Raw genomic sequence first — 15,441 nt, forward strand, 5'->3', positions numbered from 1 at the left:
TTGTGGCGGCAAAGCGTGGTGTTGCGTTTGGTCATCCGTGGATGACGCGACGATTATACGGTTAAAACGCACAGTATATCTTCATATAATGATATACTCCGCGCCCTGGATGCTATTGGTAAAATCATCTCTGTTCTTGCTGATTTTACCGATAACGTGATTTTAGTGCTCAGGGTAAATTTATTTACACCTTTCTGACCAAGTAACGACAGCCACCATGAAGTTTATCATTAAATTGTTCCCGGAAATCACCATCAAGAGCCAATCTGTTCGGTTGCGCTTTATCAAGATTCTAACCGGAAACATTCGCAACGTATTAAAACACTATGATGAAACGCTGGCGGTTGTCCGTCACTGGGATCATATCGAAGTTCGGGCTAAAGACGAAAATCAGCGTGAAGCGATTCGTGATGCGCTGACGAGAATTCCGGGTATTCACCATATTCTGGAAGTTGAGGACCATGCCTATACCGACATGCATAACATCTTTGAACAGGCGTTGGCGTTGTATCGTGAACGGTTGGAAGGCAAGACGTTTTGTGTGCGGGTAAAACGCCGCGGTAAGCACGAGTTTAGCTCACAGGACGTAGAGCGCTATGTTGGTGGCGGTTTGAACCAGCATATTGAGACTGCGCGAGTCAACCTCACTGCGCCGCAGATCACCGTGCATCTGGAAATCGAACAGGATCGCCTGCTGCTGATTAAAAGCCGCAATGAGGGGATCGGCGGCTATCCGATTGGCACGCAGGAAGATGTGTTATCACTCATTTCCGGTGGTTTCGATTCCGGTGTATCCAGCTATATGTTGATGCGCCGCGGCTGTCGCGTGCATTACTGCTTCTTCAATCTTGGCGGTGCTGCACACGAAATTGGTGTGAAACAGGTGGCACATTATTTGTGGAACCGTTTTGGTAGTTCGCATCGTGTTCGTTTTGTTGCTATCGATTTCGATCCCGTTGTCGGTGAAATTCTGGAGAAGGTCGATGACGGCCAGATGGGCGTCGTATTGAAGCGCATGATGGTGCGTGCCGCCTCCAAAATTGCCGAGCGTTACGGTGTTCAGGCGTTGGTGACCGGTGAAGCGTTAGGGCAGGTTTCCAGCCAAACGCTGACTAACCTGCGCTTAATCGACAATGCCTCCGATACCCTGATTTTGCGCCCGCTGATTTCTCATGATAAAGAACACATTATCAAACAGGCACGCGAACTAGGGACGGAAGATTTCGCCAAAACGATGCCGGAATACTGCGGTGTGATCTCCAAAAGCCCGACGGTGAAGGCAGTGAAAGCGAAGATTGAGGCCGAAGAAGGCCACTTTGATTTCTCTATCTTGGATCGTGTGGTGAGTGAAGCGCGGAATATTGATATTCGTGAGATCGCCGAGCAGACGAGTCAAGAAGTGGTTGAAGTCGAAACGGTTGCATCATTTGTACCAACCGATGTACTGCTGGATATCCGTGCGCCAGATGAGCAGGATGACAAGCCGCTTGCGCTGGATCAGGTCGAAATCAAATCCTTACCGTTCTATAAGCTGGGTACGCAGTTTGGCGATTTGGATCAGAGTAAAACCTATCTGCTTTACTGCGAGCGTGGCGTGATGAGCCGTTTGCAGGCGCTATACCTACGTGAGCAAGGTTTCAGCAACGTAAAAGTATATCGTCCGTAATATAGAAAGGCGCGCAAGCGCCTTTCTCGTTGGTCTTAATCGTGATAGTTATAAATCCCCGGCGGCAGGATGATCTGCGCGGCGACCTCGGCGGCTTTTTCTTTCCCCAGCAGCAAATCAATGATCTTCAGAGCGAAATCCATACTGGTGCCAGGCCCTTGTGTGGTTAGCAAATTCACGCGTGGATCGTAGACGACGCGCTTTTCCATCCATTTCTCTGGCGCGATGCTATCTTTGAATGTTGGATAGCCCGTCATGTTTCCCACGGGGAACAACTGATGATATTCAAGCACCAGTGCAGGCGTTGCACACATCGCGGCGACAATTTTTCCTTCCAGATGCGTTTGTCGAACGCACTCCACCAGAATTGGGCTATCGCGAAAGCATTCGGCGCCTTTTAGCCCACCCGGTAACACCAGCACATCGAAAGACCGATCGGCGACCATAGCTAGTGGCGCATCGGCCAGCAGCCTTACCCCACGTGAGCAGACGATTTCAAGATTGCCATCGCTAGCTACGCTGGCGAGTGTCACTGTTATGCCCGCACGGACAAGCAGATCTATGGTGGTGACGGCTTCAATTTCTTCACTACCAGGCGCCAGACACACCAGTGCTGATGCGGTCATAATCACTTTCCTTTTGCTTAATGTAGTCAAACAGACGAGCATTTTCGGGGAGTGTCAGGCCGTGGAGACGCGCACGGCGCAGTAAATACCCGGTAATGTAGTCAATCTCGGTATGTCGCTGAGCGATGATGTCTTGCAACATTGATGAGGTGTTTGCCGCAGTGTTCTGAATAATTTGATTAACGTAGATAAGCAGGCTATCTCGCGATGTATGGAAGCCTTCCCGTTCCATGACGCTGACCACTTCCTGGCAAAGTGAGGCAATAAGCCCCGGGTAGGCAGAAAGCTCGCCATTGGTGCAGTGATATTTCACCGTTAGCGGATTAATGACGCAGTTAGCGGCCAGCTTCAACCAACAGGTGGCGCTAATGTTGGTATGCCAGGCAACATCAGGCAAAGCCTGATGCAGCATTTCAGCTAAATGGCTTTGACTGCTGTCGCCGTTAAACGTACCGATGTGTGTCGTGCCTGCGGCAACGTGCACAACGTTGGTTGTGTCGCGCCGTGCTGCATGGGTGGTGATACCGAGCACCAACGGCTGTTGTAGCGACGGTAATTCTTCCCGCGTGCCCATCCCGTTATGTAACAGTAGAATTGTGCAATGCGGGTTGAGTTGGGGCAACAGTACCGTAACGGCATCGGAAACTTGCCAGGCTTTTAGCGTGACCAGCAGCAGCTCGCTCTGGGCAAGATGATCGGGATCGTTAGCTGTCAGGTTGAGATTGCAGTGCTGGCCGTCCAGCTGGGTGACATTGACCGAACAATACGGTTGCGGAATGCGCAGCCATCCTTGGACATCATGCCCTTGTTGATGCAACGCGGCGAGCCAAAGTTGGCCCAGCGCGCCACAGCCAAGAACGGTGATTTTCATGTGCGTCTCCCTTGTTTGATGCGGGCGCTGTCGATCTCTTATCTTAGGCTATCATTCACATCGTGATCTTGTGCTATTCGGCCTGTTTACCTGATGCAGAGTAAAAATCGGGATCGTGTCTGGCATCTTGCTTATCGCAGAAGAGCGGTTATTATGCTCGCCAGCCAAATTTGTCAGGAGAGCGAATTATGCCATCTTTCGATATTGTTTCGGAAATTGATATGCAGGAAGTCCGTAACGCGGTAGAAAATGCGACGCGCGATCTGAGTACCCGCTGGGATTTCCGTAATGTTCCGGCCAGTTTTGAACTGAATGAAAAATCACAGAGTATCAAAGTGGCCAGCGAATCTGATTTTCAGGTACAGCAGCTAGTTGATATTCTGCGTGAAAAGCTGGTTAAGCGGGGTATTGAAGGCGGTGCGTTGGAGATCCCTGAAGAGATGGAACACAGCGGTAAAACGTACAGTGTGGAAGCGAAGCTGAAGCAAGGTATTGAAACTACGCTGGCGAAGCAACTCATCAAGCTGATTAAAGACAGTAAGCTGAAAGTGCAGGCGCAGATTCAGGGTGAACAGGTACGCGTCACCGGCAAAGCACGTGATGATTTGCAAGGTGTGATGGCGTTAATTCGTGGTGGTAATTTGGGGCAGCCGTTCCAGTTTACCAACTTCCGCGATTGATGCTTTTTAGCCATCCGCCGATGAATAGAAAAGGCCAGCGAAAGCTGGCCTTTTGCTTAATTTAGGCTTGACTTACTACTTGTTCTAGCTGCTGTCGATTGGTTTTTTTGTTGTCGATCTTCACATAGACGCTGAATTCATCCGGCACGATAACCACTTCGGCAACGCCGGGCTGGGTGCGAATTTTCTGTTCCAGCTCACTATCCTGTAATGCTAAATCGGACAGTGCGATTCTCAGGCTGCTCAGGTAGGGCGGTTCCTGCATGGTGAAGCTGACAAACAGCCAGATTGCTGCAATGGCTGCGCCAGCCATAAACACGGTTGATGCGCCATAAAGCTCAAACAGCCCGCCGCCGAGACTTCCTCCAATTGCTACACCGATAAACTGTGTGGTGGAGTAAACGCCCATCGCTGTGCCTTTATATCCCGCAGGTGATTCTTTGCTAATCAGCGATGGCAACAGCGCCTCCATGACGTTGAAAGCTAGGAAGAACAGCTGTACGCCGATGATAATTTGCCAGAGGTGATTATCTGATGCCCACAGAACAATCTCTCCCGCTATCAGTACCACGATGCAGCCGATGAAGACCTGCTTCATCCGTCTTTTCACTTCAGCATAAATGATGAAGGGCACGACGCCGGCAAAGGAGACCAACATCGTAACCAGATAGACTTTCCAGTGTTCCTGCGGTGCCAGCCCTGCTGATTCCATTGCGCGGGGTAGGGCAACGAAACTCGACATTAATAAAATATGCAGACACATGATGCCGATATTCAGTTTCAGCAGACGGCTATTGCCGAGTACTTTGCGGAAACTGCCACGCACCATCGCTGATTCTCGGTTTAGGACGTGTTCAGGAGCGGAAGGAATCAGGGTCAGCGTGATGGCAATGCCCGCGAGTGACAGAACGGCGATGCCCCAGAAGAGCGCTTGCAAACCGAAGGCGTGAGTAACGATAGGGCCAACGACCATAGCGATGGCAAAGGTGACGCCAAAGCTCACGCCGATAAATGCCATAGCTTTGGTTCGGTTCTGTTCACGAGTGAGATCGGAAAGCAGCGCCATGACGGCGGCGGAGATGGCCCCTGCGCCTTGCAATGCCCGGCCAAGGATAATGCCCCAAATAGAATCACTCAGTGCAGCAATGGCACTGCCGAATGCAAAAATCAGCAGCCCCCCGACGATCAGCGGCTTTCTGCCGATACGATCGGAGACTAAGCCGAAGGGGATCTGGAAAATAGCCTGCATCAGGCCATAGATACCAATCGCAATCCCGATCAGTGCTTCACTGGCACCTTGTAATGCCATACCGTAGGTGGTTAGAACGGGTAACACCATGAACATGCCAAGCATGCGTAGTGAAAAAACAGCGCCCAAGCCCCATGTGGCGCGTAATTCGCCTGAGGTCATTTTATTATCGTTCATTCATTACCTCTGAAAACAATTGGCGCTATTTTAGTGTGTTATTGGCCAGACAGTAAACGATAGGTTTGTTACGTGATTTGGCGGTGGAGGAAATAGGGGAGCGAAAAAGAAAAAACACAGGGCGCAGTCATAAAAAAACAGGCGGACGAGCCGCCTGTTTTTCTTAATGCATAGAACGCAGCTTATAATTAACGCAGGTAGGTCAGCAGAACTTCATGCGCTGGAGCCATTGAATCCACAGACATCATCACGCTTAGTGAGGTAATCGCGACGATGGAGAAAACAAACAGCTTTCTTGCCCATACACGGTCATCGATCGCATTTTTATAGCCTGACAACGCCATACCCAACCACCACACGCTGACTGCTGCGGCAACGATCAGGTATTTGTAACCTGCATAACCGCCGAGAGACAGCATCAACGTTGCTATCGCAAACGCTACGATATAGAGCGTGATGTGGTTTTTCGCAACGGAGATACCTTTCACAACGGGCAGAACCGGGATGTTGGCTGCCTGATAATCCTTGAAGCGGAAAATCGCAATCGCGTAGGAATGCGGCATCTGCCACAGGCTAAAGATTAACAGCAAAATCAACGCACCAGCATCAAACTGGTTGCTGACGGCACAGTAACCGATAACCGGTGGTGCTGCGCCGGACAGGCTGCCAATTAGCGTGCCATAAACAGAATGTCGCTTCATGTACAGGCTATACACACCGACATACACGACGAAGCCCATCACCGCCAGCCACATAGCCAGCGGGTTGGCTGCGACGTACAGCAGAGCAAAGCCCGCAATACCTAACAGCGATGCGTAAACCAGCGTTACCTTCAGCGAAATCAGTCCTTTTACCAGAACCCGATTTTTGGTTCTCTCCATTTTCTTGTCGATGTCGCGGTCAATGACGTTGTTAAACACGCAGCCAGACGCAACGACTAACGACACACCCACGAGGGTGGCGAGAAACAAGGGATAATCAATGCGGCCTTGTGCCGCAAGGAGAAACCCACCGATAACGGAAATCAGATTTCCGAAAATAATTCCTGGTTTAGTAACTTGCAGGTATTGCTTAATCATCTTTTACGGCTCTGTTACTGGATCATCATGTTGTGGTGTGCGCTCATCATAATCCAGATGGAGCCCACGACAACAATCGCGATAATCAGGACGGCAAACACAAGAGCCACTACGTTCCAGCGCTCTTCTGAGGACGTATTCAGGTGCAGGAAGTACACCAGATGCACCAGAATTTGAACCACTGCACATCCCACCACCGTGAAAAGAATGGCGTTATGCGAGGCCGTGCCGCTCATGACCATACTGAAAGGAATGACTGTCAAAATAACGGACAGAACAAAACCTATCACATATGACTTAACGCTACCGTGGCTGGCACCTGCATGATCGGTTGTTGAATGACTCATTTAGATTGCCCCCAGCAGATAAACAACGGTGAAGACACAAATCCACACCACGTCAAGGAAGTGCCAGAACAGGCTCAGGCACATCAGACGCGTTTTGTTGGTTGCAGTCAGGCCACGTTTGGACACCTGAATCATCATGATGACCAACCAGATCAGACCGCCCGTTACGTGGAGCCCGTGGGTGCCGACTAGCGCGAAGAAGGCAGACAGGAACGCACTGCGATCCGGGCCATAGCCTTCAACGATCAGGTGATGGAATTCATAGATTTCCATCCCGATAAACACCAGACCGAACAAGAAGGTCACACCCAACCAGGTATTAACCTGAGATTTGTTGCCCTTGTTCATGGCGATCATCGCCATGCCGTAGGTAATACTACTGAACAACAGCGCGAAGGTTTCTACCAGCACGAAGGGCAGTTGGAAAATGTCCTTCCCGCTTGGGCCGCCTGCAGTACCGTTAACCAGTACGGCATACGTTGCGAACAGCGACCCGAAAATGATCAGGTCGCTCATCAGGTAGACCCAGAAGCCGAATACCTTATTGGCTCCTGTGTCGTGGTGCCCATGCTCAGCATGGGCAGTATTGTGGTTAGTCAGAGTTTCAGTTGACATGTTTCACGCCTGCCTTACTGAGTTGATCAAAATTCTGATTCTCAATTTGCTCAATTTCTTTAACCGGCACGTAGTAATCCACGTCCTGATTAAAGCTGTGCACAATCCAGGTCACAATTATGCCGGCGAAGCCAGCGATGGCCAGCCACCAGATATGCCAGATCATCGCAAAACCGAATACCAGACTGAATGCAGAGATAATCACACCTGCGCCGGTATTCTTCGGCATGTGAATCTCTTCATAGCTGGCAGGACGTTTGTAAGCTTCACCTTTCTCTTTCGCTTCCCAGAAAGCATCACGCTCGTCAACATGCGGCACGATAGCGAAGTTGTAGAACGGCGCAGGAGAAGAGGTTGCCCACTCCAGCGTGCGTCCACCCCACGGGTCGCCCGTCAGATCGCGGTTCTGGTCACGGTCACGGATACTGACGTAGAACTGGATAACCTGACACAGTACACCGATACCGATCAATACTGCACCGATGGATGCCACAACCAGCAAGGCGTGGAATTCAGGGTTGATTTGCTGGCTCAAACGACGCGTCATGCCCATGAAGCCGAGGACGTACAGCGGCATAAAGGCAACGAAGAAGCCGATAATCCAGAACCAGAACGCGCGTTTACCCCAGGTTTCGTTCAGGGTGAAACCAAAGGCTTTCGGGAACCAGTAAGTAATTCCCGCGAAGCAACCAAACACCACGCCACCGATGATCACGTTATGGAAGTGAGCAATCAGGAACAGACTGTTGTGCAGGACAAAGTTTGCGCCCGGTACGGCCAGCAGTACGCCTGTCATCCCACCGATGGTGAAGGTGATGATGAAGCCTGTGGTCCACAGCATCGTGGAGTGAGGCTGAATACGACCTTGGTACATGGTGAACAGCCAGTTGAAGATTTTAACCCCGGTTGGGATTGAAATAATCATAGTGGCTATACCAAAGAAGGCGTTGACGTTTGCGCCGGACCCCATGGTAAAGAAGTGGTGCAGCCAAACGATGAACGACAGAACCGTAATCGCAATGGTTGCCCATACCAGTGAGGTGTAGCCAAACAGACGCTTTCTACAGAATGTGGCAACCACTTCGGAATAAACACCGAATATCGGCAGTACCAGAATGTAAACCTCAGGATGACCCCATGCCCAAATCAGGTTGATGTACATCATCATGTTGCCACCCATATCATTGGTAAAGAAATGGGTGCCGAGGTAACGGTCAAGCGTCAGCAGCGCAATGGTAACGGTTAATATAGGGAATGCGGCAATGATCAGCACATTGGTACACAGTGCTGTCCAGGTAAATACCGGCATTTTCATCAGCGACATGCCCGGTGCGCGCATCTTCAGAATCGTCGCGAAGAAGTTAACGCCAGTCAGCGTGGTACCTATACCGGATATCTGTAGACTCCATATCCAGTAATCGACCCCGACGCCGGGACTGTACTCCTTTCCTGAAAGTGGCGGATAGGCCACCCAGCCAGTCTGTGCGAACTCACCGACCCCGAGAGAGAGGTTGATCAAGATAACGCCAGCCACAAACAGCCAGAAGCTGAGGGAGTTCAGGAATGGGAAAGCAACGTCACGCGCACCGATCTGCAAGGGAACCGCAAGGTTCATCAAGCCAACAACGAACGGGGTTGCCACGAAGAAGATCATGATGACACCGTGTGCGGTGAATATCTGATCGTAGTGGTGAGCGTTTAGGAAGCCTTCTTGCCCGGCAGAGGCAAGAACCTGCTGACCGCGCATCATGATGGCATCGGCAAAACCACGTATCATCATCACCAGTCCGACGATGATATACATGATACCGATTTTCTTGTGGTCTACGGAGGTGAACCACTCGGCCCACAGCCATTTCCACTTACCGAAATAGGTTATTGCCGCTAGCAGCCCAAGGCCGCCAACGATGATTGCCGCCACGGTGACCATAATAATGGGTTCGTGGTACGGAACCGCATCAAGTGTAAGTTTTCCGAACATCGTATTATCCCTCGGCTCCTTTGTGCGAGCTATGCTCGCCCATGTTCATACCCTCACCATGTTGCATGTTTTCATCGGGCTTCATGCCTTCACCATGATGTTGCATGTTCATGTCGTTGCCTGTGAATTTGCGAATAATATTATTGAACAAATCCGGCTGGACAGTGGAGAAGTATTCGACAGGATGGAATTCACTTGGCTTAGCCAACGTATTGAATTCATCCATGGTGTTCAGTGTCTTGGCGGACGCACGAACGTTCGCAACCCACTGATCGAATTCCTGTTGGGTTGGCGTGGCAATCGCGGTGAACTTCATACCAGAGAAGCCTTTACCACTATAGCCGCCGGAGATACCGTCATATTTGCCCGGTTCATTAGCGATTAAGTGGAGCTTCGTCTGCATTCCGGCCATGGCGTAAATCTGTCCACCAAGACGAGGGATGAAGAAGGAGTTCATCACGGAGTCGGATGTGATCTTGAATGCAACAGGCACGTTGGCAGGAAAAGCCAATTCGTTAACCGTAGCGATACCAAGGTCCGGGTAAACAAACAACCATTTCCAATCAAGCGAAACAACTTCGACATTGATAGGTTTGACGTCTGATACCAGCGGCTTGTACGGATCAAGCGAGTGGGTCGTCTTCCAGGTAATCGTGCCAAGAATAACGATAATGATAATTGGTACAGTCCAGACTACAGCCTCTATCTTGTTGGAGTGTGACCAGTTCGGGGTATATTTTGCCTTTTCATTAGAAGCACGGAACTTCCAGGCAAAAGCTATCGTCATAACGATAACGGGAATCACAACGATCAACATCAGCCCGATGGCAGTCAGTATTAGCGATCTTTGTTCTAACCCGATCTCTCCTTTGGGGTTCATCAGCGCCATATCGCAACCGCTCAGTAGAACAGTGGCTGCAAATAAAGACAGCATCCCAAAAATTTTATTGTATTTCTTGAGTCTCATCTAGCGACCTCAATAACAAGGGCTCTATTGTCATTTCATGCGAGCGGGCATTTTACGGGAAGGTTACTGTACTGTAAACATGATTAAGGTTATGTCAGCCGATTGTTGCTGTTTTTTGCCCTTAGTGTCACAAAGATAGCCAAAATAAAAATGGTATTTAAAAACAGCAAATTAAGTGGCTACCCAGATGAGAGTATGGATGGATAATAAGAAATTACAACTCACCATAACGCTTATTTTCTATTTTTAGTTTGGTGAGATTTTTTGCCCAGCATGTGTTTTTGATAACGAATGAAATTAGTTCTGGAGATATTTTACTAGGAAATAAAATTCCCTCTAGCAAGATAATTATGAAAAAAATAATTAAATAAAGGAATGATGTAATAGGTTCAGGCAGCAGATGTCGCTACCTGAACGAATATCGTCAATGTACGGACGGCTTAGACGCTCGCCTGAGTGACAGATAGTCCAGCAAGCTACCGAAGAAAATGCCTAACAGCGCGAGCGTACAGCCTGCGGTGAGTAGATATTCTGCCAACATATAAAATGAAGACCATTCCAGAGCATTGCTGATGAGCAGAATGAGCCACAATACCAGCAATATGACACCCAACCCCAACACACGTAAGGCTTTTTTGTAATAATTCTGGAAGTTTGTGCGTAACTGAAAAGTATCTGTTTTCTGGGTAAATTCCAGCGTTTCACGGCAAATCATCAGGATTGCCAGGCCTGGTAATGCGGCAAAAATCGAGAACAGATAGAACCATGCCCAACCGTAGGATTCGACAAACCAGCCTGCGATAGGGCCAACGTAAACTCGTCCGACGGCCGCAAGGGCAGAAAGCAGGGCAAACTGTGTGGCTGAGAATGATTTGTTACACAACGTCATCAACAGTGCGACAAAGGCTGCTGTTCCCATACCGCCGCAGAGATTTTCCAGAAAAACAGCGCTGGCCATGGTGAACAGATTTTTGTCAGTGATTGCCAACAACCAGTATCCCGCGTTGGAAACGGCCTGAAGGAGTCCAAACAGCATCAGCGCTCTGAACAATGAGAGCCGCTGCATCAATAATCCGCCGTAAATCGCCCCCACGATGGTAGCGAATAGTCCAAGTGTTTTGTTGACCAAGCCGACATCACCCGCATTGAAACCAACGCCGCGTATCAGGAAAGTTGTTGTCAAACTGACCGCAAAGGCGTCGCCGAGTTTGTATAACACGATCAACAGAAGAATGAGCCAGGCATTGTTGCGTTCGAAGAAATCGCGCAGAGGAGCAACAATCGCTTGCTCCATGGTGCGAGGCGCAGGCTGACTATTGAGTGGTTCTGGTGCTAACAGGGTGGCGAATACACCGATCAGCATCAATCCTGCCATTAACCAATACGTTGCCTGCCAGCCGAAATACCGGTCGGCCATCCACAGCGCCAGTCCACCTGAAACCAGCATGGCAAGCCGATAGCCTAATACAGAGGTAGCCGCGCCCGTACCACGTTCTTCAGGGGGAAGTAAATCCGTCTTATAGGCATCAAAAACAATATCCTGAGAAGCGGAGCAGAACGCGACCAAAACCGCTAGCGTCGCCAGCCACAAGAGATCGCGCGTTGGGTTCATAAACCCCATACCAATAATGGCAACAATCAGCAGAAGTTGACTGAGGATCAGCCAGCCGCGGCGTCTGCCAAGAAACGGTGGGGTGTAACGATCCATCAGGGGGGACCACAGAAATTTGAATACGTAGGCTTGGCCAACCAGAGAGAAAAAACCAATGGTTTTTAGATCGACATTCTCAATGGTCATCCAGGCTTGCAATGTGCCGGATGTCAATGCCAGTGGTAAACCGGAAGCGAAACCAAGCAACAGCATAAAAAGTGAGTTGCGTTGGCTGAACAACGTAATGATGCGACTAAACATGGCGAGTCCTTTCCCTTGCTCCGTGAGACGTAAGGAGCAAGGGAAGCGGCGTACAGAAATTAACGAGCGTTTTCTTTGATAAAGCTACTTACGCTGGTGTCTTGCGCCATGTCGTTGATGACATCGCCTAACACGGTGTTAACCGCATTGGTAATATTTTCATTATTGGCGGTAAATGCGCCCTGAACGCTATAGGTTGAGCGGTAGTTTTTCATCTGCTTGTTGCCATTTGCCGCTTGAGAAATGATGGAGATATCTGCTTTGGTCGTGATGCTGTAGCGCAGGTTGCCTTCAGAGACATCGGCGTACAGGTGGTTAACTACGATCTGCAAAGCTACTGGACCACCGGTTCCAATCATATAACCACGCGCGGTCATTTGCTTTTCCAGTGCTTCTTGCAACAGGAAACGCAGATCGCGGGAAGGTGTCAGCGTAATCAGTTGGCCATCGCGATTCACTTTCGCCAGAGCCTGATCGGCGCGCTGATCTGCGCCATTGATGCTAATTGTTACGCCCATCAAGGTCGGATCCTGAGCAGGCACGCCAATTTTTGGGCTGATGTTCAGTGTGTTGCTTTTTGCTGCACATCCTGCAAGCAGGATGATGGCCAGAAGAGGGAAAAATAATTTTTTTAACATTCGTATTTTCTCAATAATGATTAGTGTGGTGAGCTGACAAATATTGTTGATATCATATCATCGCCACTGGCAGGGAAAAGAGCCGATAGCAGGTAAATTGTCCTGAAATCCATCTTTTTCATGCTTTTGACCTGGAAAAACCGTTTTTATCACATCAAGCCTGTCGCTGACATATCAATTTATTGCGAGCGTTTTTCTTCTTTCTATGCCGTTTTTACGCATAACCGATTGAAAAACGCTAAGGTTATAACAGTCATGTCGCGTTGATATCCCATTTTCCCCAAGCCGAAAGGGTAGCCGTATGATGCGTGAAACGATAGAAGAGAAGTTGCGTGTGGGTTTTGAACCCGCTCATTTAGAGGTAACTGACGAAAGCTATCGGCACAACGTGCCTGCTGGAGCGGAAAGCCATTTCAAAGTTGTGCTGGTCAGCGATAAATTCACGGGTGAGCGCGTGATTGGGCGACATCGTGCAGTTTATGCCGTATTGGCTGCGGAGCTCGCGGGTTCGGTGCATGCGTTAGCGCTGCATACATATACGACCAAAGAGTGGATCAGCTTGCAAAACGCCGTCCCTTCTTCACCTCCCTGTGGTGGTGCTGGTATCCTTTCTTAAGTCATGAATATGACCCGTTCCTGACATATTGGAGTGGGTTACTGACAAAAAGTGTGAATCTGTTGCTGTAATAGTCTGCCCGCTGTTCTCGACTCATCCTCTCTATATCGCTATAATGCTGCGTCTATTTTTCCTGAATGTATTCGGGACGCTTCTGACTACAAGGACGGGGTTGGCAATTTCCCGGTTCTGCGAGGTTGAGTCGAGCTGTGTGCCTTAGATGGCGGCAGTCTGAATAAGCCTTGCTGTCGTGAGAATAGTTTTGGGGTTGACCGATCACTGTGATTTTTTGAGGTAACAAGATGCAAGTTTCAGTTGAAACCACTCAAGGTCTGGGACGTCGCGTAACGATTACCGTTGCTGCTGACATCATTGAGAGTGCGGTGAAGAGCGAGCTGGTCAACGCGGCCAAAAAAGTACGTATTGACGGTTTTCGTAAAGGCAAAGTGCCGATGAATGTTGTTGCTCAGCGTTATGGTGCCTCTGTGCGTCAGGACGTATTGGGTGACCTGATGCAGCGCAACTTTGTTGACGCTATCATCAAAGAAAAAATTAATCCGGTTGGCGCGCCTAACTATACCCCCGGCGAATATGCCGTAGGTGGCGACTTCACTTACACTGTAGAGTTTGACGTGTACCCGGAAGTCGAACTGAAAGGTCTGGAAGCAATCGAAGTTGAAAAACCGGTTGTTGAAGTGACTGATGCTGACGTTGATACCATGCTGGATACGCTGCGTAAGCAACAGGCGACTTGGAAAGAAACTGACCGTGCTGCGACAGCCGAAGATCGTGCAACGATCGATTTCACTGGCTCTATCGACGGTGAAGTCTTCGAAGGCGGAAAAGCGTCCGACTTCGTTCTGGCAATGGGCCAGAGCCGCATGATCCCAGGTTTTGAAGATGGTATCGTTGGGCACAAAGCGGGTGAAGAATTCACTATCAACGTGAATTTCCCAGAAGACTACCACGCTGAAAATCTGAAAGGAAAAGCGGCTCAGTTCGTTATCGTCCTGAAGAAAGTTGAAGAGCGTGAGCTGCCTGAACTGACTGAAGAATTCATCAAACGTTTCGGCGTGGCTGATGGTTCTCAGGAAGGTCTGCGTGCTGAAGTCCGTAAAAATATGGAACGTGAGCTGAAAGGCGCGGTGCGTAACCGTGTGAAAACTCAGGTTCTGGATGGACTGATCAACGCCAACGACATCGAAGTGCCAGTTGCACTGATCGATGGCGAAATCGATGTTCTGCGCCGTCAGGCTGCACAGCGTTTTGGTGGCAACGAGAAGCAAGCGCTGGAATTACCGCGTGAACTGTTCGAAGAGCAAGCTAAACGCCGCGTTGTTATCGGTTTATTGCTGGGCGAAGTGATCAGCAGCAACGAGCTGAAAGCTGACGAAGCACGCGTTAATGTACTGATCGAAGAGATGGCTTCTGCTTACGAAGATCCGCAGGAAGTTATCGAGTTCTACAGCAAGAATAAAGAGCTGCTGAACAACATGCGTAACGTCGCACTGGAAGAGCAAGCGGTTGAAACTGTGCTTGCTAAAGCGAAAGTCGTTGAGAAATCAGTAAGCTTCAACGAACTGATGAATCAAACGACTACGGCGTAAACGTTGTTGATATCAACATTGTTTATTGCGTAGCGGGGTGCTTCCCTATCAAAGCCCGTGCCTTATGGCGCGGGCTTTTTGCTTATAGCTTTGCGTAATCGTAGTGCCGATGATGACCGGTGAGGCGATCTTTTACCTCCGGTGTTGGACGCCTCCGTTCCTGTCAGACAATACGCAAGGAATGGTCACCTGAAATTGCACTATTATTAAGTCAGGCGAGAATTTATTAGGTCGTGCAAAGAGTTAAACCACAGATTTGCCGTGCCGATAACGTGTTAATAATAAAATAATTGGCTCTTTAATAGAGAGCGATTGATAGTGTAAGCTTGAAATACAATGCACGTGCCCCCACTCACTGAAGAGGAAAGGCCGGCACAGCAGTTAAGGATTCTCGGCCGTTGGGTTGTTCA

The 15,441-nt window shown here is 49.5% G+C and carries 14 protein-coding genes; 4 read left to right on the plus strand and 10 right to left on the minus strand.

Annotation, left to right across the window (positions count from 1 at the left end; all coding sequences use genetic code 11):
- Positions 1 to 217 precede the first annotated feature (217 nt).
- Positions 218 to 1,666, plus strand: coding sequence for a tRNA 4-thiouridine(8) synthase ThiI (gene thiI, locus DCX48_19310; GenBank protein ID QXE16469.1), 1,449 nt, complete (start codon positions 218 to 220; stop codon positions 1,664 to 1,666).
- Between the two features lie 35 nt (positions 1,667 to 1,701).
- Here the strand turns inward: thiI and yajL are convergent, their stop codons facing one another.
- Positions 1,702 to 2,292, minus strand: a complete 591-nt coding sequence (yajL, locus tag DCX48_19315; protein QXE16470.1) for a protein deglycase YajL — start codon at positions 2,290 to 2,292, stop codon at positions 1,702 to 1,704.
- Positions 2,255 to 3,163 carry a 2-dehydropantoate 2-reductase gene (locus DCX48_19320; GenBank protein QXE16471.1) on the minus strand — a complete coding sequence of 303 codons (909 nt, stop codon included), beginning with the start codon at positions 3,161 to 3,163 and terminating at the stop codon, positions 2,255 to 2,257. Before DCX48_19320 ends, yajL begins: the two co-directional genes overlap by 38 nt.
- Positions 3,164 to 3,351: 188 nt before the next feature.
- On the opposite strand from DCX48_19320, the gene DCX48_19325 reads away from it, so the two are divergent.
- Positions 3,352 to 3,843, plus strand: a complete 492-nt coding sequence (locus tag DCX48_19325) for a YajQ family cyclic di-GMP-binding protein (protein QXE16472.1) — start codon at positions 3,352 to 3,354, stop codon at positions 3,841 to 3,843.
- A gap of 61 nt (positions 3,844 to 3,904) precedes the next feature.
- On the opposite strand, the gene DCX48_19330 is transcribed toward DCX48_19325, so the two are convergent.
- The 8 genes from DCX48_19330 to DCX48_19365 all read right to left on the minus strand — a co-directional run bounded on the left by DCX48_19330 (position 3,905) and on the right by DCX48_19365 (position 12,808).
- Positions 3,905 to 5,269: an MFS transporter gene (locus tag DCX48_19330; protein QXE16473.1), complete on the minus strand. Its 1,365-nt coding sequence runs from the start codon at positions 5,267 to 5,269 to the stop codon at positions 3,905 to 3,907.
- A gap of 188 nt (positions 5,270 to 5,457) precedes the next feature.
- The gene (cyoE, locus tag DCX48_19335; protein ID QXE16474.1) at positions 5,458 to 6,348 is read right to left on the minus strand and encodes a protoheme IX farnesyltransferase; all 891 of its coding nucleotides are present in this window, start codon (positions 6,346 to 6,348) and stop codon (positions 5,458 to 5,460) included.
- A 14-nt stretch (positions 6,349 to 6,362) separates the two neighbouring features.
- On the minus strand, positions 6,363 to 6,695 hold the full coding sequence (locus tag DCX48_19340; protein ID QXE16475.1) for a cytochrome o ubiquinol oxidase subunit IV: 333 nt from the start codon (positions 6,693 to 6,695) through the stop codon (positions 6,363 to 6,365).
- Positions 6,696 to 7,310: a cytochrome o ubiquinol oxidase subunit III gene (locus DCX48_19345; GenBank protein QXE16476.1), complete on the minus strand. Its 615-nt coding sequence runs from the start codon at positions 7,308 to 7,310 to the stop codon at positions 6,696 to 6,698.
- Positions 7,300 to 9,291, minus strand: a complete 1,992-nt coding sequence (locus DCX48_19350; protein ID QXE16477.1) for a cytochrome o ubiquinol oxidase subunit I — start codon at positions 9,289 to 9,291, stop codon at positions 7,300 to 7,302. Before DCX48_19350 ends, DCX48_19345 begins: the two co-directional genes overlap by 11 nt.
- Before the next feature lie 4 nt (positions 9,292 to 9,295).
- On the minus strand, positions 9,296 to 10,258 hold the full coding sequence (locus DCX48_19355) for a cytochrome o ubiquinol oxidase subunit II (protein QXE16478.1): 963 nt from the start codon (positions 10,256 to 10,258) through the stop codon (positions 9,296 to 9,298).
- A gap of 424 nt (positions 10,259 to 10,682) precedes the next feature.
- Complete coding sequence (gene ampG, locus DCX48_19360; protein ID QXE16479.1) at positions 10,683 to 12,170, minus strand: muropeptide MFS transporter AmpG; 1,488 nt, start codon at positions 12,168 to 12,170, stop codon at positions 10,683 to 10,685.
- Positions 12,171 to 12,229: 59 nt separating this feature from the next.
- On the minus strand, positions 12,230 to 12,808 hold the full coding sequence (locus DCX48_19365) for a hypothetical protein (protein QXE16480.1): 579 nt from the start codon (positions 12,806 to 12,808) through the stop codon (positions 12,230 to 12,232).
- A gap of 301 nt (positions 12,809 to 13,109) precedes the next feature.
- Here DCX48_19365 and bolA point away from each other — a divergent pair, with 301 nt between their 5' ends.
- Entirely contained in the window at positions 13,110 to 13,424 is a 315-nt protein-coding gene (gene bolA / locus DCX48_19370; GenBank protein ID QXE16481.1) for a transcriptional regulator BolA, read from the plus strand.
- 302 nt (positions 13,425 to 13,726) lie between these two features.
- Positions 13,727 to 15,031: a trigger factor gene (locus tag DCX48_19375; GenBank protein QXE16482.1), complete on the plus strand. Its 1,305-nt coding sequence runs from the start codon at positions 13,727 to 13,729 to the stop codon at positions 15,029 to 15,031.
- Positions 15,032 to 15,441: the final 410 nt, after the last annotated feature.

Origin of the sequence: Pectobacterium atrosepticum (assembly GCA_019056595.1) — a bacterium.
GTDB classification, from domain to species: domain Bacteria; phylum Pseudomonadota; class Gammaproteobacteria; order Enterobacterales; family Enterobacteriaceae; genus Pectobacterium; species Pectobacterium atrosepticum.

What these genes read in the sequence shown, in the direction of transcription:
- DCX48_19330 (QXE16473.1), bottom strand. Translation starts at nt 5,269, where the DNA reads ATGAACGATAATAAAATGACCTCAGGCGAATTACGCGCCACATGGGGC.
- DCX48_19320 (QXE16471.1), bottom strand. Translation starts at nt 3,163, where the DNA reads ATGAAAATCACCGTTCTTGGCTGTGGCGCGCTGGGCCAACTTTGGCTC.
- yajL (QXE16470.1), bottom strand. Translation starts at nt 2,292, where the DNA reads ATGACCGCATCAGCACTGGTGTGTCTGGCGCCTGGTAGTGAAGAAATT.
- ampG (QXE16479.1), bottom strand. Translation starts at nt 12,170, where the DNA reads ATGTTTAGTCGCATCATTACGTTGTTCAGCCAACGCAACTCACTTTTT.
- DCX48_19365 (QXE16480.1), bottom strand. Translation starts at nt 12,808, where the DNA reads ATGTTAAAAAAATTATTTTTCCCTCTTCTGGCCATCATCCTGCTTGCA.
- DCX48_19345 (QXE16476.1), bottom strand. Translation starts at nt 7,310, where the DNA reads ATGTCAACTGAAACTCTGACTAACCACAATACTGCCCATGCTGAGCAT.
- DCX48_19355 (QXE16478.1), bottom strand. Translation starts at nt 10,258, where the DNA reads ATGAGACTCAAGAAATACAATAAAATTTTTGGGATGCTGTCTTTATTT.
- DCX48_19375 (QXE16482.1), top strand. Translation starts at nt 13,727, where the DNA reads ATGCAAGTTTCAGTTGAAACCACTCAAGGTCTGGGACGTCGCGTAACG.
- thiI (QXE16469.1), top strand. Translation starts at nt 218, where the DNA reads ATGAAGTTTATCATTAAATTGTTCCCGGAAATCACCATCAAGAGCCAA.
- bolA (QXE16481.1), top strand. Translation starts at nt 13,110, where the DNA reads ATGATGCGTGAAACGATAGAAGAGAAGTTGCGTGTGGGTTTTGAACCC.
- cyoE (QXE16474.1), bottom strand. Translation starts at nt 6,348, where the DNA reads ATGATTAAGCAATACCTGCAAGTTACTAAACCAGGAATTATTTTCGGA.
- DCX48_19340 (QXE16475.1), bottom strand. Translation starts at nt 6,695, where the DNA reads ATGAGTCATTCAACAACCGATCATGCAGGTGCCAGCCACGGTAGCGTT.
- DCX48_19350 (QXE16477.1), bottom strand. Translation starts at nt 9,291, where the DNA reads ATGTTCGGAAAACTTACACTTGATGCGGTTCCGTACCACGAACCCATT.
- DCX48_19325 (QXE16472.1), top strand. Translation starts at nt 3,352, where the DNA reads ATGCCATCTTTCGATATTGTTTCGGAAATTGATATGCAGGAAGTCCGT.